Source organism: Bradyrhizobium sp. HKCCYLRH3061 (assembly GCF_051168015.1).
In the GTDB taxonomy this organism is placed as follows: domain Bacteria; phylum Pseudomonadota; class Alphaproteobacteria; order Rhizobiales; family Xanthobacteraceae; genus Bradyrhizobium.
The window spans coordinates 2,501-23,852 of record NZ_JBNPUE010000037.1 but is presented as its reverse complement, the minus strand read 5'-3'; the positions used below and the strand labels follow the sequence as shown (position 1 = coordinate 23,852).

The window sequence follows — 21,352 nt, the reverse complement described above, 5'->3', positions numbered from 1 at the left end:
GCAGAAGAATCCACGCCATGCACCATGTCCAGTCTGTCTGAACCGGACAGCCGTGGGACAAGCCCGGCCATGACGAGCTTGGGGTTGGCGGTTTCCACTTTTCAAAGAGCGGTTAGTCTGAGACATGCTGCCTTATCCTCGCGGCGCATCCGCGCCCGAGCTTTGCGTCACGCGTCGCCTCCGGATAACGCAGAGGCGCAGGGAAGGCCGGATGCTGGCCGCACCCATGGCCCGCCTGCGAAAAAAATGCAGGCGGCAGGAACCACAGGTTCAGCCGAGATCACCCGGCCCTCCCTGCGCGATGGTCTGACGGCTGCTTCGCGTTCTCCCTGGTGCGCCGGGCTTTCTGGCCACCATCGTCCGCGTGATGCAGAGCACCACAACGAACTTGACATCAGCGTCGGGATGCCAGGACCGCGCGACTTGACCGTGCGCATCGGAATTGTTCGTCCGCGCGGGCAATCCCACGCGCAATCCGACACGCCCATCGCATCCCACACTCAGCGTTCGTGACGACCGCGATACGCCCCTCTTGCTGTGAGGCGGGACGCGCGGAAATCTGCGCCTGATTTGCCCGACGGCGCAAGGACTTTCGTGCGACGAACTAACATGACGGGCAATTCGTGCATGAGCGTCATGCGCGATCTGCCCGTCGTGCGGACATCACGTGCATTCTCCCTGTCACCAACATCACGCGGCGTTGGCAGGTCGATCCCGGACTCTCCGAACCGATGCGCCGCGTTTAATCATCGCTGATGGACGCGGCTCAAGGCTCGCCGAGACCGCGAGCCAAGCACAAACATTGATTTGGCCGCGGTTCGATGCCACCTTTCGCGATCTCCGACACTTCTTCTCTTCAGGAACGTGAGGCGATCTGGGATGCGCGTCCTGCTGTCGGAAGGATCAGGCCTCACGTCGCGTCAGGTCGCCGGGCGCCTCGGCGCGCTCGGACATGAGGTCGAGATCCTGTCCTCGACGCGGATCTGCCTGTCGCGCTTCACCCGGCATGTGCGGGCTGTTCACGCCGTGCCGCGGTTCGGACGCGATCCGTTCGGATGGCTCGCCGCGGCAGAACGCATTGCAGCCGAGCGAAAGGTCGATCTGCTGTTTCCCACGCAGGAACAGGTGACGGTGCTCTCGGCAAGATTGCCGCAGCTCCGGGTCGCGACGATCGTGCCGCCGTTCAAAAGTCTCACGCGGGTTCAAGACAAGATATCCGCCTTTCATACGCTCGAAGCCGCAAGCGTGCCACAGCCGCCCACGACGATGGTCTCGCGGATCGAGGATCTCCGTGACGTCGCAGCCTATCCCGTTTTTCTGAAGCGCCCCGTCAGCACGGCAAGCTCGGGCGTCCGCAGGGCGCGAAACGCCGCCGAGCTCAATGCAGCCGCGCGCGAGCTTGGACTTGGTGACGGCTCGGCGTTGATTGTCCAGTCCGAGGTGGCAGGGCCGCTCGCAATGGTGCAGGCCGTTGCCAACCGCGGCCGGCTGGTCGCGCATCATGCCTGCCTTCGCGTGCGCGAGGGCGTCGGTGGCGGAGCGTCGCTGAAGCAGAGCATCGTGCTGCCCGGTCTGGCCGTCATGCTGTCGCGGCTGGTCGCGTTGCTGGATTGGCGCGGTGGGCTGTCGATGGATGTGATCATCGCCGATGGCGGACCGGTCATCATTGATGTCAATCCCCGGCTGGTCGAACCTGCCAACGCCTTCGCGACGGGTGTGGATCTCGTTGCGGCGATGATCGATGCGGCCATTGGTGCTGCGACTGGGGAATGTCCGGCCGGGGCCGCCGGCGTGCGGACCCGCCAGACGCTGCTGGCGATCCTTGGCGCCGCCGAGCAGACGGGGGCGCGGATCGCGGTGTTGCGCGAAGCGATCGATGCGATTGCGGCACGCGGCGACTACGCCGGATCAACCGAGGAACTGACGCCAGTCGCGGGCGATCCGCTTGCGCTCGTTCCCGTCATCGCTGCGCTCGGCGCGTCGCTGATCCGCCCGTCGCTATGGCGCAAATTCCATAGCGGCGCCGTTGGTCCCTACGCAGTCACGCCGGAGGCGTGGGCAGAGATTCTGGCTGCGGCGGCTTGATAGCGCAGACCGCCGCGGTGATCCGGCGAGGATTGCGCGTCTTCAATCCCTCTGGACTTAACTCATTCACACGGTGGTCGCATATCTAACGACAACTAACGTGACGGGCAGTTCGTGCATGAAGCTCATGCGCAAACTGCCCGTCGTACAACGTCTGATGCGGCTTGGTCGCTGCTGCCTCGTCGGCAATCTACAGCAAGCCGACCTTGTGCATCATGTCGCGGATCTGCGCCGGACTGGGATCACCGGCGGCCGGGCTCGACCACTCGCCGGTCGTCGTTGCCGGGCCCCTGGCAACCGAGCCGGATCCGTTGGGCTTGCCATTGGGCGCCTGCGGCGCCAGCGTCGGAGACGTCGCGGCGTTCTGCGCTTCGCCGCGCGCCAGTCCCAGCAGACGACGAAGGACGTCGAGCGAGGGATCGGCCGCGGGCGCGGAGGCGACGGCCGCTTCCAGGCCGAGGGCGCGCATCGCGTTCGGCAGCCCGGCTCCCGCACGATTGGGGTCGCCGAACTGCAGCGGCGTCGACGTCTCCTTCAGGATCTGGAACAGCCGCTCCACGCGTCGCGCGTCGCGCGTCGCGAACGGGCCCTTGAAGTCGGGATGATGCGCCAGCACCAGCGCAGCGAGGCCGGTGACATGCGGCGTCGCCATCGAGGTGCCGTCCCACGCCCCGAATCCATCGGCCGGCAGCGAGGACACGATGCCGACGCCGGGCGCGCAGACGTCGATCTCCGGCCCGAAGCAGCTGAACTTCGCCGGAAAATATCCGTCGCTGCTGCGGAAGCCGTCCAGCGCCTGCTGGGCGTGGAAGCTGTCCTCGGGAAACTCGCCCCATTTGCCCATCGCGGCGACCGACAGGCAATGCGGCGTCGAGCCGGGAAACTGGACCGGCCCCGACGAATTTCCCGCAGCGACGATACAGGCGAGGCCCATCTGCTTGGCCCGCAGGATCCGCTCCTCGATGATCTGCGACGGCTCGCCGCCGCCGAGGCTCATGTTGGCGACGTCGATGCCGTTCTCCATGCAGTAGTCCAGCGCCGAGACGAGATCGCTGAACCGGCCGCCCGGGAAGATCCGGCAGACATGGATTTCGGCCGCCGGAGCGAAGCCGCGAATGCCGCCGCTGCCGACCGGCCCGCCGGCGATGATCCCGGCGCAATGCGAGCCGTGACCAATGGTATCGATGGTCCAGCTCGCGGGATCATTGCCGACGATGCTCTTGCCGATCGTGACGCCGTGCAGATTGCGATGCGTTGGTGCTGCGCCGGAATCGATCACCGCGATCTTCACGCCCGCGCCATCGTAGGCGAGGGGAACGCGATCGAGGCCCATCGCGCGCTGGCCCCATCCCAGCAATTGCTGGCCGGGAAAGCCGCGCAGATAGGCGCCAAGCGTCTTCGCCGCGATGCGATTCACGCTGTCGGGCGTCAGTTGCGGACGATCGAGCCAGAAGGTCCAGTAATCGACCCGCGGCTTGATCAGGATCGAGCGGATGGTGTCGGGCGTCTCGCCCTGAATCTTGAGCGTGACGCGGCCGCTGGCGTCGGTGACGCCCTGCACCGGCCACACGCTGCCGAACACATAGACTTCCGTCTCGGGCAACGGTCCGCTTTCGCCGATGACTTCGATCGTCGTCGAGAAGCCGTCGGCCAGGGGAATGAGAACGCCGGGATTGGGCAGCTGATGCGGCGCCGGCACCTGCGGCACGGTCGGATCGAGCATGTAGGTGAGCGGCGCATCGCGCTCGACCGCGAGCCGCGCTCCCGCCTGGGCCTTGAGCAAGTCGGCCTTGTCGGGCGTCATGCGGGCCAGCACCATGGGGCCGAGCGGCGCCTGTCCCGGGTCGGCGCTCTGGAATCCTAGCAGTCGCGGCGGCTGAATCGTCTTCACCACGTCGATGTCGGGAGTGTTTGTCAGTTGCTGGACGATGAAGTCGGCGCTGAAGGTCGCAAGCCCCGTCTGCTGGCGCGGGGCCAGGATGTACTGCGCCCGTCGCTGCGAGATCGTTGCGCCGGGTTGCCTCGTCGCTGGCGCCGCCTTGCCGCCGTCGCTGCGACCGGTCCCTTGCGCGGCAGGGGCTGATGCGGCGGTCGCCGCTGCTGCGGCCTGCGGTGCGGCAGCGGCCTCGGCTGAGGGCTGCTGCGCTCCGGGCTGCGCTCCGGTGCCGCTGACGGCCGTGCCGGCCGCATCCTTCTGATCAGAGATTTCGGGTTTGCTTCGTGCGGCCATCTGCGGGCTCCTTCATCCTCGCTCGTGACATCGTCGGGGGCGCGGCTGGAGTCAGCCGGCGCCAAAGGGTTTCAGTGGAGCGTTCGGCTCGACCACGATCGTGCTGAAAGTCGATCGGAGGCGATCGGCCTGGCTCTTCGTCATCGACAGGATGACGACGTCGGGGGCGACCTGACCGATGCGCTTCACGCCGGGCTCGCGGCTCAGATGATCAGCAAGCTGGCCGGACTTGACCGGCTCGCCCTGCACGATGAATTCCTGCTCCGAGTTCGGATCCGGCATGCCTCGCTCCCTCCATGTCAGGTCGGCGGTGGGCGGACCTTCGGCGCGCCCACCGTCTCACTCGCTTGCATCCGCGTTGCGAATGTCGCGGATCGTTGCTTCCAATCGGTCTAGTGCATCGTGCCGGTGGGCTGGCCGGTGCTGAAGATGCCGAGCGTATGCCCGATGTTGAGGCCGGTCTGCGCGCCCTGTCCGATCTTCTTGAGCACGCTCCAGAAGCCCTGCAGCTCCATGTCGGTCGGCTGCGCCGCCGCGGCGGCCTGCGGGCCGGCGCTGAAGATGCCGAGGTTGTGGCCGACATCGAGGCCGGTCTGGACGCCCTGTCCGATCTTCTTGAGCACGTTCCAGAAGCCCTGCAGCTCCATGTCGGTCGGCTGCGCCGCCGCGGCGGCCTGCGGGCCGGCGCTGAAGATGCCGAGGTTGTGGCCGACATCGAGGCCGGTCTGGACGCCCTGGCCGATCTTCTTGAGCACGCTCCAGAAGCCCTGCAGCTCCATGTCGGTCGGCTGTGCGGCGGCGGGCGCCGCTTGCGGACCAGCGCTGAAGATGCCGAGGTTGTGGCCGACATCGAGGCCGGTCTGGACGCCCTGGCCGATCTTCTTGAGCACGCTCCAGAAGCCCTGCAGCTCCATGTCGGTCGGCTGCGCCGTGGCGGCCGCGGCTCGCGGATCGACGTTGAAGATGCCGAGGTTGTGGCCGACATTGAGGCCGGTCTGGACGCCCTGACCGATCTTCTTGAGCACGCTCCAGAAGCCCTGCAGCTCCATGTCGGTCGGCTGCGCCGCGGCGGGGGCTGCCTGCGGGCCGGCGCTGAAGATGCCGAGGTTGTGGCCGACATTGAGGCCGGTCTGGACGCCCTGACCGATCTTCTTGAGCACGCTCCAGAAGCCCTGCAGCTCCATGTCGGTCGGCTGCGCGGCGGCGGGGGCCGCTTGCGGACCGGCGCTGAAGATGCCGAGGTTGTGGCCGACATTGAGACCGGTCTGGACGCCCTGTCCGATCTTCTTGAGTACGCTCCAGAAGCCCTGCAGCTCCATCTCCGACGGCTGCTCGGTGCCGGGGCCGGCCGAGAACGGCGCGAACCCGCCGGCGATTCCACCGATGGCGCCGCCAAAGTCGCGGCCGGTCTTGCCGCCGATCAGGCGTCCGATCGCTTGTCCGGCGAACCTGCCGAGAACGGAGCCGAAGATCCCTTCGGGATTCAATTGACCATAGTCTTCAGTCGACTGCTGCATGCCACTCATGTTGAGTCTCCTCGCTCGTTGTCTGATCTTCGAGCGGCGCGCCGCTTGACCTCATCAGGAGTAGTTGCTGCGCGACGTCGATCGAGGGCGATGTTGCGCGTGTGGCCGTGATGCAAGTGTCAAGCAGGGCGTGAAAGTGCCGTCAAAATCGATCGTGTGTGGAACGGATGGAGCAAGGTCGCGCCGATCGTCAGACGCGGAGCATGCGCCTGATCTCACGCTGCAGGGATTCGGTTTCGCTCTCCGGCGTGGCGCCGACCTGCTTGCGCAGGATGGTGCGGCAGAAGTCATATTGACGCAGGGCGTCGGCACGGCGGCCCTGCTGCGCGTAGCAGCGCATCAAGGTGCGGTGGACGTCCTCCTGCAGCGGATCGGCGGCCAGCACACGCAATGAGAACGTCGTGGCGATCTCCACATGTTCCCGGCCGCCGACGTCGAGCAGACCCGCGATCGCCCGGATCGCTCGCGTCTTCAAGCGTTGACGCTCGGCGGAGAGCCACGCCTCGAACGCGCAGGACGTCGAGCTGATGCCGTCGAGCAACTCGCCGCGGAACAGCGCGGCGGCGCGGGCCATGGTCTCCAGATCGCCGAGTTGCAGCAGCAGCTCGAACTCCTGCACGTCGGTGGTGACGGCGTTCGGATGGATGCGGATGTCGTCGCGCTCCGCCGAGATGACGTCGGCGCATTGCGGCAGCACCCGGCGCAGCGTCAACAGCGCCTGGCGCAGGTTTGCGCGCGCATTGTCGCCGAAGCGGCCTTCCCACAGGAGTGCGGCAAGCTTGCTGCGTGAAATGCCGTGCGGAGAGGTGAGGGCGAGATAGCCCAGGAGCGTTGCCGCCTTGCGGCTTGGGATGACGACCTGCTCGCCCGAGACCCGTCTGATTTCAAGACCGCCAAACAGATTGATACGCAGCAAACTCATTGTCTCTCTCCTCTGAATGGCGACTCGCTGCGATCGGCGCCGGGCCTGCAGAAGTCGAGCTTCTCGTGCGATGAGATTGAGCGGCTGCAGCCGGATCAGGTCTGCACGGTCGTCGCCCAAAGGCGAGCCGCCACGCTGTCGTTGTCATCGTCGAAATGAGATCGGCAATGCAGTTAAGTCTGTCCGCGCAACGTTCGGTTCAATCTTGGATTGTATGACGGAGCGAGACTGTGCCTCGTGACTTGCAGTATGCACCCCATCGTGTCCAGTGTGGGCGAAGTCGGAACTGAGCGCTGTGAGCTGCGGCACACTCGAGGACCGACACGATCATGCTGTATCAGCAGCCATGGCAAACGAGATTGGAATTGTTCCGATGAAATCGTTCCGCAAGGAACTTTGGTTCCAGACGCCGGGCCGGCGGGCCTTCATCAACATCACGGGTGAGGTCGAGGCGGCGCTGAAGGAGAGCGGCGTGCGCGAGGGCCTCGTGCTCGTCAACGCCATGCACATCACGGCGTCGGTCTTCATCAATGACGACGAGAGCGGGCTGCATCACGACTATGAGCAATGGCTGGAGGAACTCGCCCCGCACGAGCCGGTGGCGGGCTATCGCCACAATCGCACCGGCGAGGACAATGCCGACGCCCACATGAAGCGCCAGATCATGGGCCGCGAGGTCGTGGTCGCGATCACGCAAGCCAAGCTCGACTTTGGCCCGTGGGAGCAGATCTTCTACGGCGAGTTCGACGGCGGACGGCGCAAGCGCGTGCTGATCAAGATCATCGGCGAGTAGGAGGACGCCGGAGCTTTCGGGCGTCATTGCGAGGAGCGCAAGCGACGAAGCAATCCAGGGGCCACGCGTGACGCCGTTCCGTGTGGCCCCTGGATCGCTTCGCTGGCGCTCGCGATGACGGAGGAGGGTGGGGAGCCTCGGCTGTCATGCCCGCGCAAGCGGGCATCCAGTACGCCGCGGCCTCTCGGAGGACACAGCGACCGGCGCGGGCGAGAGCGCGACTCGAGCCTCGGCTGTCGCGCTTGCCAGCACTCCGTGGTGTGACGATCCCTGTTGGATTAGGCCGCAGATGATGCGCGCGCTCTCTCGCCCGCGAACACCGCCTTGATCTCGGCTGCGACCTTCGGCGTGTTCTCGTCGAGCACGAAGTGTCCCGCGTCGAGCCACACCAGCTTTACGTCGGCGAGGTCGTTGAGATAGGCGCGGGCGCCGGGCGGGATGAAGAACGGATCGTGCTGGCCCCAGACGATCAGCGTCTTCGGGCTGTGGGCGCGGAAGGCCGCCTGCCACTCCGGATAGCGCGCGACGTTGGTCTTGTAGTTCTCCAGCAGATCGAGCTGGTAGTCCTGCGTGCCCGGACGGTCGAGCAGCGCCTGGTCGAGAGTCCAGTTGTCGGGATTGACGGCCTCGGGATCCTTGGCGCCGACCAGCCATTGGAACTTGGTGCCGTCGAGGCTCAGCAACTCGCGAGCAGGCGCCTCGGTCTCCGGCGTGCGCGTCTCCCACAACGGCAGCAGCACCTTCTTCGGCGCCTCGCCGACCCCCTCCATATAGGCATTGGTATTCTGGAGGATGAAGCCTCTCACGCGCTCCGGCCGCTGCGTGAACAGGCGGAAGCCGACCGGCCCGCCATAGTCCTGCATGTAGAGAATGTAGGACTCGAGCCCGAGCATGTCGACGAGGCCCGCGACATGCCGGGCGAGGTTGTCGAAGGTGTAGTCGAACTCTGCACGCGACGGCGCGTCGGAATGGCCGAATCCGATGTAGTCGGGCGCTACCAGATGGAAGCGATCGGCGAGCGCGGGGATCAGGTCGCGGAACATCTGGCTGCTGGTCGGCAGGCCATGCAGCAGCAGGATCGTCGGCGCCGTCGGGTCGCCGGCCTCGCGGTAGAAGACTTTGCGGCCGTGGACGGTCGCGGTTCGGAAGCGGGTCTGGATGGTCATGGGGAAGCTCCTGGTCTCGGCGGCCGGGACTCGTTGGCCGCCCGTCACCCTGGTTCTATGCCTTCCAAAATCGGGCGCGAGTCGCTAGATTCGAGAAGAGGCCTCCCATTTTTTGGAAAGATACGTTGGATCGTCTGGACGCCATGGCGGTGCTGTTGGCCGCAGCCGAGGCCGGGAGTCTGTCGAAGGCCAGCCGGACGCTCGGGCTGCCGCTCGCGACGGTCAGCCGCAAGGTGGCCGAGCTCGAAGCGCATCTGAAGGCTTCGCTTCTGATCCGCTCGGCGAAGGGCCTGGAGCTGACGCCGGCGGGTCGGTCCTATGTCGCAGCGGCGCGCGCGATCCTGGAACAGGTCGCCGAGGCCGAGCGTGTCGCCAGCGGCGAATATTCCGAGCCCAAGGGCGATCTCGTGGTGACGGCGCCGATCATGTTCGGCCGGCTGCATGCGCTGCCCGTGGTGACGCGCTTCCTTGGCGCCTTTCCGGACGTGGCGGTCGATCTCGTGATGACCGATCGTGTCGCGCACTTTCTCGACGACCAGGTCGACGTCGCCCTGCGCATCGGCCAGTTGCCGGATTCGAGTTTGATCGCCACCCGGCTCGGCAGCGTCCGCCACGTCATCTGCGCCAGCCCGGATTATCTCGCCGCCAATGGCCGCCCGGCGCGGCCAGAGGATCTGGCACGGCACGGCGTGATCTCGTTCCAGAGCGTGTCGGTGCCCGGCACCTGGCCGTTCGAAGTCGACGGCGCCGAGATCCCCGCCAGCTTCCGCGCGCGCCTCGGCGTCAACACGATCGATGCGGCGATCGAAGCCGGCCTGTCGGGAGCGGGCTTGGTGCGGGCGTTGTCCTATCAAGTCGTCGATCATGTCCGCAGCGGCCGACTTCAGCTCGTGCTCGAAGCCTTCGAACCGGCGCCGCGCCCGGTGCATCTCGTCTATGACGGCCAGACCCGGCTGCCGCTGAAGCTGCGCGCCTTCGTCGACTTCGCCGTGCCGCTGCTGCGGCAGGGGCTGGAGGAGGCGGCGATCTGAGGGACGTTTGGACGCACAGTGGCTGCTGCAAAACACGCTGTCATCGCCCGGCTTGACCGTGCGATCCAGTGCGCGGGCGATGACAGATGTAGTCGGAGCAGCAGCATGCCCTCCTTATCCTGCCATCGACCTTGGATCGCGCGGTCCCCAGCGGCCGGCCTCGACCAGGGCGATAAAGCGCTCGACGGATGCGTTGAACAGCGCCGGCTCCTCCAGGTTCAACACATGTCCGGACTTCGGGAAGAACGTTAGCCCGGACGCCGGCAGATGCTGCTTGAGAAACAAACTCGGCGCGATGCAGGCGTCGTCCTCGTCGCCGCAGATGATCAGGGCCGGGGTTGTAACGCGGCGGATGGCGTCCGTCATGGTGTAGATCGATGGCCTGCTGCCCTGGAAGCCGCGCATGGTGTTGGCCGAGCCGCGCGCGTCGTGGCGGGCGAGCGCGGCGTAGAAGTCGGCATGGCCGCGCGGGTCCTTGATGAGGAAGGGAATGCGGCCGGGGGCCTCGCGGGTGACCTTGGCGGTCTCGGCCGAGCCGAGTGTCTCGAACTGCTCGGCGGTGGCGCGGCACTGGGCGTGGAAGGCCTCGAGATGCTCGAGGCTGGAGCCCGAGCCGACGCCGGCCAGCACCATCGAGCGGATGCGATCCGGTGCGTTCAGTGCCACCTGCAGCGCGGAGTACGAGCCCATCGACAGGCCGACGAAATGGGCGCTGTCGATGCCGAGGTGGTCGAGCACGGCGATCGCGTCGGTGTAGAAATGCACGTGGCTATAGGCGTCGGGCGCGGCCGGCACGTCCGAGGGCGTGTAGCCGCGCGCGGAGTAGGCGATGCAGCGGTGGCGCCGCGCGAAGTAGCGCAGTTGCGGCTCCCAATTGGTGTGGTCGGCGGCGAACTCGTGCAGGAAGATCAGCGGCGTGCCCACGCCGACCTCTTCAAAATAGAGGCGAACGCCATCTTTGGCCGTTGCATGGGGCATCGTCAGCTCCTCCCGTGTCGCGTGCCTGATGATGACGAGTCGCGCGATACGCGACAACGTCCCGATCGACGGCCTTGTTTTCGCCGTAACATAGACTCGGAATCACCCTCTCGTCGCCAGGCTTTTGCCGTCGATGGTCATGGTTTCGTCACAGCGCAACATTTTACGGACCTCCGCTGGCGGCTTGCAGAGGGGCCGCGCTGAGGACCAGGGGGTGCCAAGTCAGGGTACTGGGGGAAGTAACAGAAGGATTGAGTATGGTTGTGTCTACCCTTCGCCGGTCGCTTCACATCGTTGCGCTGACCATGGGTGCGGCAGTCGTCGCCGTCACCGCAACACCGGCATCGGCCCGTCCGCATCACGGCTCGGGGCATCATGCCCACCGCAGCCACGGCGGCCATCACTACGCAAGGCATCATCACCACCGGCGTTCCGTCGCCCGGCTGTCGCGCTGGGAGCGCGGCGTGGCGCGGGTGCAGGTGAGCGGCGTTGCCGATGCGCAGGCCAGCGTCATGATGCCGGGCACGGCGTCCGACGGCATGGCCTCGTCCGGCGGCTTCGGTGGCGGCAGCAGCGTCGTCTCCGCGGCGCGCAGCTACATCGGCAGCGGCAATCCGACCGGCCGGCGCAGCCTGTGGTGCGCGCGCTTCATGAACATGGTGCTGGAGCGCACCGGCCATCGCGGCACCGGCTCCGACATGGCGCGCTCGTTTGCGAGCTATGGCCAGCGCGTCTCCGGCCCGCAGGTCGGCGCGATCGCGGTGATGAGCCGCCGCGGCGGCGGTCATGTCGGCGTGGTCTCGGGCGTCGATGCCCAGGGCAATCCGATCGTCATCTCCGGCAACAACGGCAACCGCGTCCGCGAGAGCGCGGTGTCGCGCGGCCGCGTGTATGCCTATGTGATGCCGAACTGAGAGCTCTCGAACTTGAACTGATGAGGTGAGCCCTCGCGGCTCGCGCGCTCTGCGCCTCCCCCGCTTGCGGGGGAGGTCGCATCGGAGAGGCGATCCGGGTCGGGGAAGTCTGTCCTCACGAAGATTTTCGCGTGTGGCGCCCCCACCCCGGCCCTCCCCCGCAAGCGGGAGAGGGGGCGCACCGTCGATGCGGTGAGTGCTCGAACTACACCAGCCGCAGCTGCTCGACCGCGAGTTCGTCGCCGACCGCGATGTCGCCGGCTGCGATCACCTCGGCGTAGATGCCGCATTCATTGTTGCCGCGCCGGGCCATGAGCGCCGGCGGGATGTCGAGGTCGCGGGCGGCGGTGTCCGGGTCGACGTTGACGGCGGCGCAGCGGGTGGTGGTCTTGACGACCTTGAGCCGCGCCGAACCGATGCGCAGCGTTTCGCCCATCAGCGAGGTCTCGTGCCAGGCCGGCCAGCCGGCGACGTAGACATTGGCGCGGAAGCGCAGCGGATGCACGGTCGCGCCGACCAAGGTCTCGATCTCCGCGATCGAGGCGAGGTTGATGATTGAGACCACCTTGCGCGCCAGATCCGTAAAGGCGTAGCCACCGCCCGACAGCAGCCTGACCGGGCCGCGCAGCTCGTCGGCAAACTCGCGCGCGAAGAACGCCTCGATGGCGGCGCGGCCGTCGGCGCTTTCGAGGTCGCCTTGGGCGACGATCGCGCCGTCCTTGCGGATGGTGAGGATGTTGGTCGCGTCGCCGAAGTGCGTCTTGAACCCGGCCAAGCGCTCATTGCGCATCAGCATCAGATACGCCGTTTTCGGCTTCCACACCGGCGCCGCCGGATCGAAGCCGGTTGGGCCGTTTTCCAGCGCGTAGCGGCGATCGGCCGGCAGCGTTTCGCCGACCCGTAACGGGGCCGTTTGCAGTGGTTCCGGGGTAAGGCCCTTGACCGGATAGCGGTACAGGCCGGCGATGCGCGCGGGAGGGGTCTGGCTCATGCCGCCTCATAGGAGATTCCCCTGGTCGCGGCCAGGGCACACGAATTTGTGAAGCGGCCCCTTCCGTTTTCGCACCGCCTTCCCACATTTCCACTCAAGCCGGGCGCAAGCCGGCGACGTCAATGGTTGCGGCGTTGATGGACGTCAACGTGCGCGGTCCGAAACCCAATGAAGATGCTGAAGCCGTGCCTTCGGGGCGTCACAGCAGGCTGAGGGAAACATCATGAATATCGACAAATATACCGAGCGCGCGCGGGGCTTCATCCAATCGGCGCAATCGCTGGCGATGCGCGACGGCCATCAGCAGTTCTCGCCGCTGCATCTGCTGAAGGTTCTGCTCGACGATAGCGAAGGCCTCGCGGGCGGTCTGATCGATCGCGCCGGCGGCAATTCGCGCGCGATTTTGAAGGCGACCGAGGACGCACTGGGCAAGCTGCCGAAAGTGTCGGGCAGCGGCGCCGGGCAGGTCTATCTGTCGCCCGAGCTGGCGCGCGCCTTCGACGCGGCGGAAAAGGCGGCCGAGAAGGCCGGCGACAGTTTCGTCACGGTGGAGCGCCTGCTGCTCGGGCTGACGCTGGAGAAGAACAGCGAGACCGGCGGCATCCTCGCCAAGGGCGGCGTGACCGCGCAGAATCTCAACGCGGCGATCGAGAGCCTGCGCAAGGGGCGCACGGCCGACTCGGCGACCGCCGAGAACGCCTATGATGCCTTGAAGAAATATGCCCGCGACCTGACCCAGGCGGCGCGCGACGGCAAGCTCGATCCGGTGATCGGCCGCGACGAGGAGATCCGCCGCACCATCCAGGTGCTGTCACGGCGCACCAAGAACAATCCCGTGCTGATCGGCGAGCCCGGCGTCGGCAAGACCGCGATCGTCGAGGGCCTCGCGCTGCGCATCGTCAATGGCGACGTGCCGGAGAGCCTGAAGGACAAGCGGCTGCTGTCGCTCGATCTGGGCGCACTGATTGCGGGCGCGAAATATCGCGGCGAGTTCGAGGAGCGGCTGAAATCCGTGCTGCAGGAGGTCACGGCGGCCGAAGGCACCTTCGTGCTGTTCATCGACGAGATGCATACCCTGATCGGCGCCGGCAAGGCCGACGGCGCCATGGATGCGTCGAACCTCTTGAAGCCCGCGCTCGCCCGCGGCGAGCTGCACTGCATCGGCGCGACCACGCTCGACGAGTATCAGAAGCATGTCGAGAAGGACGCGGCGCTCGCGCGCAGGTTCCAACCGGTCTACGTCACCGAGCCCACGGTCGAGGACACCATCTCGATCCTGCGCGGCCTGAAGGACAAATACGAGCAGCATCACGGCGTGCGCATTACCGACTCCGCGCTGGTGGCGTCGGCCACGCTGTCGAACCGCTACATCACCGACCGTTTCCTGCCTGACAAGGCCATCGACCTGATGGACGAGGCGGCGGCGCGGCTGAAGATGCAGGTCGACAGCAAGCCCGAGGAACTGGACTCGCTCGACCGCGAGATCATCCGGCTCAAGATCGAGCAGGAGGCCTTGAAGAAGGAGAGCGATCTCGGCTCCAAGACGCGGCTGCAGGCGCTGGAGAAGGAGCTCGCCGATCTCGAGGAGAAGTCGGCGGCGCTGACGTCGAAATGGAGCGCCGAGAAGGACAAGCTGTCGAACGCGCAGAAGCTCAAGAGCGAGCTGGACGGCCTGCGGATCGAGCTCGCCAACGCGCAGCGCCGCGGCGAGTATCAGAAGGCGGGCGAGCTGGCCTATGGCCGCATCCCCGAGCTGGAGAAGCAACTGGCCGACATCGAGGCCAAGGAGAATGCCGGCGAGATGATGGAAGAGGCGGTCACCGCCAACCACATCGCGCAGGTGGTCTCGCGCTGGACCGGCGTGCCGGTCGACAAGATGCTCGAGGGCGAGAAGGACAAGCTGCTGCGCATGGAGGACTCGCTCGGCAAGCGTGTCGTCGGCCAGTTCGAGGCCGTGCATGCGGTCGCGACCGCCGTGCGGCGCTCGCGTGCCGGCCTGCAGGACCCGCACCGGCCGATGGGCTCGTTCATGTTCTTAGGCCCCACCGGCGTCGGCAAGACCGAGCTGACCAAGGCGCTCGCCGAGTATCTGTTCAACGACGAGACCGCGATGGTCCGGCTCGACATGTCCGAGTACATGGAGAAGCATTCGGTGTCGCGGCTGATCGGCGCGCCTCCCGGCTATGTCGGCTATGATGAGGGCGGGGCGCTGACCGAGGCCGTGCGCCGCCGGCCGTACCAGGTCGTCCTGTTCGACGAGATCGAGAAGGCGCATCCGGATGTCTTCAACGTGCTGCTTCAGGTGCTCGACGACGGCCGTCTGACCGACGGCCAGGGCCGCACCGTCGACTTCCGCAACACGCTGATCATCATGACGTCGAATCTCGGCTCCGAGTTCCTGGTCAACCAGCCGGAGGGCGAGGATACGTCCGAGGTCCGCGAATTGGTGATGGGCACGGTGCGGAGCCATTTCCGACCCGAGTTCCTCAACCGCGTCGATGAGATCATCCTGTTCCATCGGCTGCAGAAGAGCGAGATGGGCCGGATCGTCGAGATCCAGTTCTCCCGCCTCCAGAAGCTTCTGGAGGAGCGCAAGATCACGCTGTCGCTCGATGGCGACGCGCGCGACTGGCTCGCCGCCAAGGGCTGGGATCCGGCCTACGGTGCCCGTCCCTTGAAGCGGGTGATCCAGCGCAGCGTGCAGGATCCGCTCGCCGAGATGATTCTCGCCGGCGACATCAAGGATGGCGACAACGTCGCCATCTCGTCGGAAGGCAATGTGCTGACCTTCAACGGCAAGGCGCATCGTACGGCGGAGATCGCGACGTTCGAGGCGCCGATCCCGAAGCGCAAGCTGAACTGATCTCGAACATCCGCAGCACTCAAACGGCAACAACGGCCCGCGCCAAGCGCGGGCCGTTTGCGTTTGGAACATGCTGAGGGGCAGGGCTACCGATTCACCTGGATCGGGCCGGCATCGGAGATGCGCGACGCACCGGGGCCGCGGCTGGTCATCATCTGGTCGACGCGGTCGCGCTCCTTCTCGAAGCTCGCCATGATCGGGCCTTCCAGCGACCGGCCGCGCGGCAGCTTCACGCGCATCGGGTCGACGAAGCGGCCGTTGACCAGGATCTCGTAATGGACGTGCGGGCCGGTCGACATGCCGGTCGAGCCGACGAAACCGATGACCTGGCCCTGGCGCACGCGCTTGCCGGGCTCCATGCCCTTGGCAAAGGCCGACATGTGGCCGTAGGCGGTCTCGTAGCCGTTGTTGTGCTTGATGCGGATATATTTGCCGTAGCCGCCTTCCTGGCCGACCTTCTCGAGCACGCCGTTGCCGGAGGCGAAAATGGGGGTGCCGTAGGCGGTGGCCCAGTCGACGCCGGTGTGCATCTTGACGAAGCCGAGGATCGGATGGCGGCGGCCGCCGAAGCCGGAGCGCATGATCGCGTTGTTGACCGGCTTGCGCACCAGGAACTTCTTCGCGCTCTTGCCGGTCTCGTCGTAATAGTCGACGACGCTGTCGTCGGGGGTCTGGAACCGGTAGTATTTCTTGGTCTCGCCGCCGACCGTCAGGGAGGTGAACAGCACCTCGGTCTTGTCGTTGTTGCCGGGCTTGTCGTCGTCGTCGCCGGCATAGAAGACGTCGAACGAATCCCCGGGCTGCACCTTGCGCTGGAAATCGACGTCGTAGGAGTAGATGCGGATCATGTCCTCGATGACCGGCGTGGGCACCTTGTTGCGCATCGCCGTCTCGTAGATGCTCTGATAGAGGCGGACACCGGTGCCGTCATCCTCCTCGTCATTGGTGTTGTCGGCGGTCTCGGTGACCGTGTTCATGCTCTGCGCGTCGACGGCGACGTATCGTCCGAGGTCCGAAAGCGCGGCGACCGCCTCGATCATGGTGTCGTTGGCGACGATGACGCGGAACGGCTGCAGCCGGGCGCCGGGGGCAGGGCTGGATGGCGCCATCAGGATGCGCAGTTTCTCGCCTTCCTTCAGGCCGCCGTCACGGCCGCGCGGGCCGAGCTGGGCGGCGATCGCCTTGGCTTCGTCGGGCGTCGCGCCCTGGTCGCGCAGGATCGAGGCGACGGTATCGCCCTTCTTGACCAGGTGAACCCGCTCGCCGAGCGGATTGCCGCCGGTGATCTGGTCCTTGGTCTTGGGCAGCAAGGTGACATTTTCCGGCACCACCCGGGTCTCGAAGCCGGCGTAAGGATCGGGCGAGGTGCCGTCATTGGCATAGGACAGTTTCAGGTCGCCGCCTTGGACGGCCTGCGCGCCGGCCGCGTCGGCGGCGGCATTGGCAAGTGAGGCGTAGCGCACGCCGCCATTGTTGCCGCGCCAGTTCGCCGCATCACGGACCCGCATGACGATTTCGTCGAGCGCCACCGAGGTCGCGATCTTCGCCTTGGGGAGCACGGCGGCGAGATCCTTGGTCACGAATGAGACCTCGGCGTCGGGCTCGACGGCCTCGGGATTGTTCGGATCCTCGCCGGACCCCGTCTTGTCGTTGTCGGTGTCGCTCAGCAGGCGCTGGGCGTTGAAGGGCGGGATCTTGGCGGACAGATCGCTGGTCGCCATCGACAGGTTGCCCGAGATCCGGACGTAGGGACGGACCCGGATCAGCTCGCGCGAACCCGCGCGGGTAACGGTCGAGATGCGCACCACGTTGCGCGCCGCGGCGGCTTCGCTCGGCGGCGGCAGGCGGTCGCTCTTGCGCAAGGTGGCGACGCGGTCGTTGGCGCCGAAGGCGCCGCGCAGCGCGCTTTCCATCCGCTCCGGCATGCGCGCGAAGGTCATTTCGCCATCGAGCGACGCAAAAACGGCGCCGCCGATGAGGGCTGCGCCGCACAGACCAGTCAGAATCGTACCGGAGAACCATTGCACGGAGACGCGGCGGCGATCGATCACCGCGGCTTCGGAGCCATCGACCGATAGCGGCGGCTCATGACCGAGATCGATCATGCCGATCTCGCGTCCGTACCCCCCGCGTGACGTCCGATGGCTCAACCTTCGTCCCCCAAGTTCAAAGTCAGCACCGAGATCACTCAGCTGCCGGTTGGCTTAACGTCCAAGACAAACGGCTCGGAATGATGGCGCGCTTCTGTCGGTTCGAGACTCTCTGGCCCGAAAGCCGGACTCCACGAACCGCTATTGTTCTTCAGGATCTCTCGATGTCGTCTCGGCCGTATCAGGCGAAGGGCTCGCCGCTTCCTTGATCTGGATCATCCTTGAATCGATGGCAGTCCCCGCTGGACCCAAATCAACCCAGGTCGATGCTTAACAAATCGTCGCAGGATTGTGGCCCAAGTGGGGCACGAAGTCCGCAAGAAATCGGGGTTCTCCTGCTGTCCGGAAAAAAATGATTCGATGCGACGATTTGTTGACATTGGGCGTTGACACCCCGATCGGCCCCCCCTATAAACCCGATCACTGAGCGCGGCGCCGCTTCGGGACACACCGAGGCGAGCATTCGCGCCAATATTGCTCCTCACTTTCGTTGAGTGATGCACAACCGGTAAAACCCGGTTGCTCATCGACGTCGAAAAAGGTTGAGCGACCCCTCCGCATGAGGGTGGGACCGAGGTCCCGGGCTGTTTGACAAGTAAAGATGAAGAAAGAGAAACGTGGACGGCGGAGTCCTTGCGGGTCTCGGGGTTGAGAGCTTCGGCTTTTGGTTCTGAGATCGGACGAGAAGACTTCGGCGGACAATGTTTCAAAGGTAACACCATGGTTTTCGCGCTGTGAAGCGTGGAGATCGATTGGTGGGACCTCGTCAAACGTTGTGATCAGCCGGTTCAAAGCTTCAAGTTCAACTTGAGAGTTTGATCCTGGCTCAGAGCGAACGCTGGCGGCAGGCTTAACACATGCAAGTCGAGCGGGCGTAGCAATACGTCAGCGGCAGACGGGTGAGTAACGCGTGGGAACGTACCTTTTGGTTCGGAACAACACAGGGAAACTTGTGCTAATACCGGATAAGCCCTTACGGGGAAAGATTTATCGCCGAAAGATCGGCCCGCGTCTGATTAGCTAGTTGGTGGGGTAATGGCCCACCAAGGCGACGATCAGTAGCTGGTCTGAGAGGATGATCAGCCACATTGGGACTGAGACACGGCCCAAACTCCTACGGGAGGCAGCAGTGGGGAATATTGGACAATGGGGGCAACCCTGATCCAGCCATGCCGCGTGAGTGATGAAGGCCCTAGGGTTGTAAAGCTCTTTTGTGCGGGAAGATAATGACGGTACCGCAAGAATAAGCCCCGGCTAACTTCGTGCCAGCAGCCGCGGTAATACGAAGGGGGCTAGCGTTGCTCGGAATCACTGGGCGTAAAGGGTGCGTAGGCGGGTCTTTAAGTCAGGGGTGAAATCCTGGAGCTCAACTCCAGAACTGCCTTTGATACTGAAGATCTTGAGTTCGGGAGAGGTGAGTGGAACTGCGAGTGTAGAGGTGAAATTCGTAGATATTCGCAAGAACACCAGTGGCGAAGGCGGCTCACTGGCCCGATACTGACGCTGAGGCACGAAAGCGTGGGGAGCAAACAGGATTAGATACCCTGGTAGTCCACGCCGTAAACGATGAATGCCAGCCGTTAGTGGGTTTACTCACTAGTGGCGCAGCTAACGCTTTAAGCATTCCGCCTGGGGAGTACGGTCGCAAGATTAAAACTCAAAGGAATTGACGGGGGCCCGCACAAGCGGTGGAGCATGTGGTTTAATTCGACGCAACGCGCAGAACCTTACCAGCCCTTGACATGTTTGGGACCGGTCGCAGAGACGTGACCTTCTCTTCGGAGCCCGAAACACAGGTGCTGCATGGCTGTCGTCAGCTCGTGTCGTGAGATGTTGGGTTAAGTCCCGCAACGAGCGCAACCCCCGTCCTTAGTTGCTACCATTTAGTTGAGCACTCTAAGGAGACTGCCGGTGATAAGCCGCGAGGAAGGTGGGGATGACGTCAAGTCCTCATGGCCCTTACGGGCTGGGCTACACACGTGCTACAATGGCGGTGACAGTGGGAAGCTAAGGGGCAACCCTTCGCAAATCTCAAAAAGCCGTCTCAGTTCGGATTGGGCTCTGCAACTCGAGCCCATGAAGTTGGAATCGCTAGTAATCGTGGATCAGCACGCCACGGTGAATACGTTCCCGGGCCTTGTACACACCGCCCGTCACACCATGGGAGTTGGCTTTACCTGAAGGCGGTGCGCTAACCAGCAATGGAGGCAGCCGACCACGGTAGGGTCAGCGACTGGGGTGAAGTCGTAACAAGGTAGCCGTAGGGGAACCTGCGGCTGGATCACCTCCTTTCTAAGGATGGCTCTTCAGCATGATCTTCGGATCGACTGGTCTTCGGACCTGTCAGCTATCGAGCTGTTTTAGAAACATCAGGGGCCATCAAGATCGCCAGATCTTGCTTGAGCTCCATTGGCGGGATTTCGCCGTCTTCGTTTCTCTTTCTTCGCGGACGAACACGCTGCCTGGGGCTGCGCGGTTGCTGCATCGGCCCTCACGGGCAGGGCGGTGACGAGCTTCGAGCGTTAGGGCTTGTAGCTCAGTTGGTTAGAGCGCGCGCTTGATAAGCGTGAGGTCGGAAGTTCAAGTCTTCCCAGGCCCACCAGCCTTCGCGCCTCACGGCGCTTCGGCTCGGCAAGCCAGAAGATGCGCGAAGGCTGTCGCGCCGTAGCCCAGTTGGGCGAAGGTGGACTGGTCAACGCGAGCTTCGGCTAGTTATCGTCTCGACGATCGCGCTGCTGCATTCGTCTTTCCGAGTATGGGGCCTTAGCTCAGCTGGGAGAGCGCGTGCTTTGCAAGCATGAGGTCGTCGGTTCGATCCCGACAGGCTCCACCAGCCTTCGCAGGCTACGCCTGCTTCGGCTCGGCAAGCCAGAGTGCAGCGAAGACTGCCGCGCCGGAGCCCACTTGGGCGGAGGCGGGCTATCGTTAGCGTGTTCAACATTCGTCCGCGAGACAACATTTCGCATCTTCTGGTCCTCACCGGGACTACAGGAGACTGCGTGTTATCTGACATCGTGAAGAGGAGATCGATCCGAGTAGGGTCGTGCAATGAAGGGCCACCGCGCAAGCGGTCCGTGGCTCTCGACTATGCACCGACGCCTTCACTATCTCCGGGTCATTTCGGCGCAGGCTGGAAGCTGTGAAGCATCCTGTCTGTTGTAAATGACTCTGTTCGCTGCGCTTGACCGCACGGCGATCGGTTCGATCTTAAGAAGCAAGCTGGTCTTTCTAATCAGTGTCCGCGCTGCTCTACGCCTTGTCCCTCGGGACGGGTGAGAGCGGTGAACATTCTGCCGAGTGTGTGGACATTGATAATGAGAGCAATCAAGTGCCTTAAGGGTGTTCGGTGGATGCCTTGGCGCTGAGAGGCGATGAAGGACGTGCTACGCTGCGATAAGCCGTGGGGAGCTGCGAAGAAGCTTTGATCCGCGGATTTCCGAATGGGGAAACCCACCTTCGATAGCCGGAACTCCAAGACCTTGGTCTTGGGGTTTGAATAGGAGACTAGGATGATCCTGAGCCGTGAGGTTTTGGATTTCCGGTTATCAAGAGAAGGTATGAGACTTCTGAATACATAGGAGGTTTCAAGCAAACCCAGGGAACTGAAACATCTAAGTACCTGGAGGAAAGGACATCAACCGAGACTCCGCTAGTAGTGGCGAGCGAACGCGGACCAGGCCAGTCATGAATGTAAGCCAACCAG

At 64.6% G+C, this 21,352-nt stretch carries 13 protein-coding genes, 2 tRNA genes and 2 rRNA genes (1 of these 17 only partly in view); 9 read left to right on the top strand and 8 right to left on the bottom strand.

Annotation, left to right across the window (positions count from 1 at the left end):
• Positions 1-879 precede the first annotated feature (879 nt).
• Positions 880-2,085 carry an ATP-grasp domain-containing protein gene (locus tag ACQR2C_RS32490; RefSeq protein ID WP_434882954.1) on the top strand — a complete coding sequence of 402 codons (1,206 nt, stop codon included), beginning with the start codon at positions 880-882 and terminating at the stop codon, positions 2,083-2,085.
• Between the two features lie 190 nt (positions 2,086-2,275).
• Here ACQR2C_RS32490 and ACQR2C_RS32485 read toward each other — a convergent pair whose 3' ends face one another.
• The 4 genes from ACQR2C_RS32485 to ACQR2C_RS32470 all read right to left on the bottom strand — a co-directional run bounded on the left by ACQR2C_RS32485 (position 2,276) and on the right by ACQR2C_RS32470 (position 6,763).
• Positions 2,276-4,315, bottom strand: coding sequence for a S8 family peptidase (locus tag ACQR2C_RS32485; protein WP_434882953.1), 2,040 nt, complete (start codon positions 4,313-4,315; stop codon positions 2,276-2,278).
• Between the two features lie 51 nt (positions 4,316-4,366).
• Positions 4,367-4,597, bottom strand: coding sequence for a hypothetical protein (locus ACQR2C_RS32480; protein WP_316183701.1), 231 nt, complete (start codon positions 4,595-4,597; stop codon positions 4,367-4,369).
• Positions 4,598-4,707: 110 nt separating this feature from the next.
• On the bottom strand, positions 4,708-5,841 hold the full coding sequence (locus ACQR2C_RS32475; RefSeq protein ID WP_434882952.1) for a hypothetical protein: 1,134 nt from the start codon (positions 5,839-5,841) through the stop codon (positions 4,708-4,710).
• A gap of 190 nt (positions 5,842-6,031) precedes the next feature.
• Positions 6,032-6,763 carry an AfsR/SARP family transcriptional regulator gene (locus tag ACQR2C_RS32470; RefSeq protein WP_316216126.1) on the bottom strand — a complete coding sequence of 244 codons (732 nt, stop codon included), beginning with the start codon at positions 6,761-6,763 and terminating at the stop codon, positions 6,032-6,034.
• 373 nt (positions 6,764-7,136) lie between these two features.
• Here ACQR2C_RS32470 and ACQR2C_RS32465 point away from each other — a divergent pair, with 373 nt between their 5' ends.
• On the top strand, positions 7,137-7,556 hold the full coding sequence (locus tag ACQR2C_RS32465; protein ID WP_316237077.1) for a secondary thiamine-phosphate synthase enzyme YjbQ: 420 nt from the start codon (positions 7,137-7,139) through the stop codon (positions 7,554-7,556).
• A 278-nt stretch (positions 7,557-7,834) separates the two neighbouring features.
• On the opposite strand, the gene ACQR2C_RS32460 is transcribed toward ACQR2C_RS32465, so the two are convergent.
• Complete coding sequence (locus ACQR2C_RS32460) at positions 7,835-8,722, bottom strand: alpha/beta fold hydrolase (protein ID WP_434882951.1); 888 nt, start codon at positions 8,720-8,722, stop codon at positions 7,835-7,837.
• 125 nt (positions 8,723-8,847) lie between these two features.
• Between ACQR2C_RS32460 and ACQR2C_RS32455 the strand changes: the two genes are divergently transcribed.
• Positions 8,848-9,753 (top strand): LysR family transcriptional regulator, encoded by a 906-nt coding sequence (locus tag ACQR2C_RS32455; RefSeq protein WP_434882950.1) that lies wholly within the window; start codon positions 8,848-8,850, stop codon positions 9,751-9,753.
• Between the two features lie 114 nt (positions 9,754-9,867).
• Here ACQR2C_RS32455 and ACQR2C_RS32450 read toward each other — a convergent pair whose 3' ends face one another.
• Positions 9,868-10,731, bottom strand: coding sequence for an alpha/beta fold hydrolase (locus tag ACQR2C_RS32450; protein WP_434882949.1), 864 nt, complete (start codon positions 10,729-10,731; stop codon positions 9,868-9,870).
• 257 nt (positions 10,732-10,988) lie between these two features.
• Between ACQR2C_RS32450 and ACQR2C_RS32445 the strand changes: the two genes are divergently transcribed.
• The gene (locus tag ACQR2C_RS32445; protein WP_316180475.1) at positions 10,989-11,645 is read left to right on the top strand and encodes a TIGR02594 family protein; all 657 of its coding nucleotides are present in this window, start codon (positions 10,989-10,991) and stop codon (positions 11,643-11,645) included.
• A 205-nt stretch (positions 11,646-11,850) separates the two neighbouring features.
• On the opposite strand, the gene ACQR2C_RS32440 is transcribed toward ACQR2C_RS32445, so the two are convergent.
• Positions 11,851-12,636, bottom strand: coding sequence for an MOSC domain-containing protein (locus ACQR2C_RS32440; protein ID WP_316180477.1), 786 nt, complete (start codon positions 12,634-12,636; stop codon positions 11,851-11,853).
• A 223-nt stretch (positions 12,637-12,859) separates the two neighbouring features.
• On the opposite strand from ACQR2C_RS32440, the gene clpB reads away from it, so the two are divergent.
• Positions 12,860-15,499 carry an ATP-dependent chaperone ClpB gene (gene clpB, locus ACQR2C_RS32435; RefSeq protein WP_434882948.1) on the top strand — a complete coding sequence of 880 codons (2,640 nt, stop codon included), beginning with the start codon at positions 12,860-12,862 and terminating at the stop codon, positions 15,497-15,499.
• A gap of 86 nt (positions 15,500-15,585) precedes the next feature.
• Here clpB and ACQR2C_RS32430 read toward each other — a convergent pair whose 3' ends face one another.
• Entirely contained in the window at positions 15,586-17,649 is a 2,064-nt protein-coding gene (locus ACQR2C_RS32430) for a M23 family metallopeptidase (protein WP_315802896.1), read from the bottom strand.
• A gap of 803 nt (positions 17,650-18,452) precedes the next feature.
• On the opposite strand from ACQR2C_RS32430, the gene ACQR2C_RS32425 reads away from it, so the two are divergent.
• The 4 genes from ACQR2C_RS32425 to ACQR2C_RS32410 form a co-directional block, all read left to right on the top strand.
• Positions 18,453-19,941, top strand: a 16S ribosomal RNA gene (locus ACQR2C_RS32425).
• Positions 19,942-20,174: 233 nt separating this feature from the next.
• Positions 20,175-20,251, top strand: a tRNA-Ile gene (locus ACQR2C_RS32420).
• 155 nt (positions 20,252-20,406) lie between these two features.
• A tRNA-Ala gene (locus ACQR2C_RS32415) sits at positions 20,407-20,482 on the top strand.
• Positions 20,483-20,971: 489 nt separating this feature from the next.
• A 23S ribosomal RNA gene (locus tag ACQR2C_RS32410) occupies positions 20,972-21,352 on the top strand; it runs 2,462 nt beyond the window's last position.
• The 16S and 23S rRNA genes sit together here with 2 tRNA genes alongside, the layout of an rRNA operon.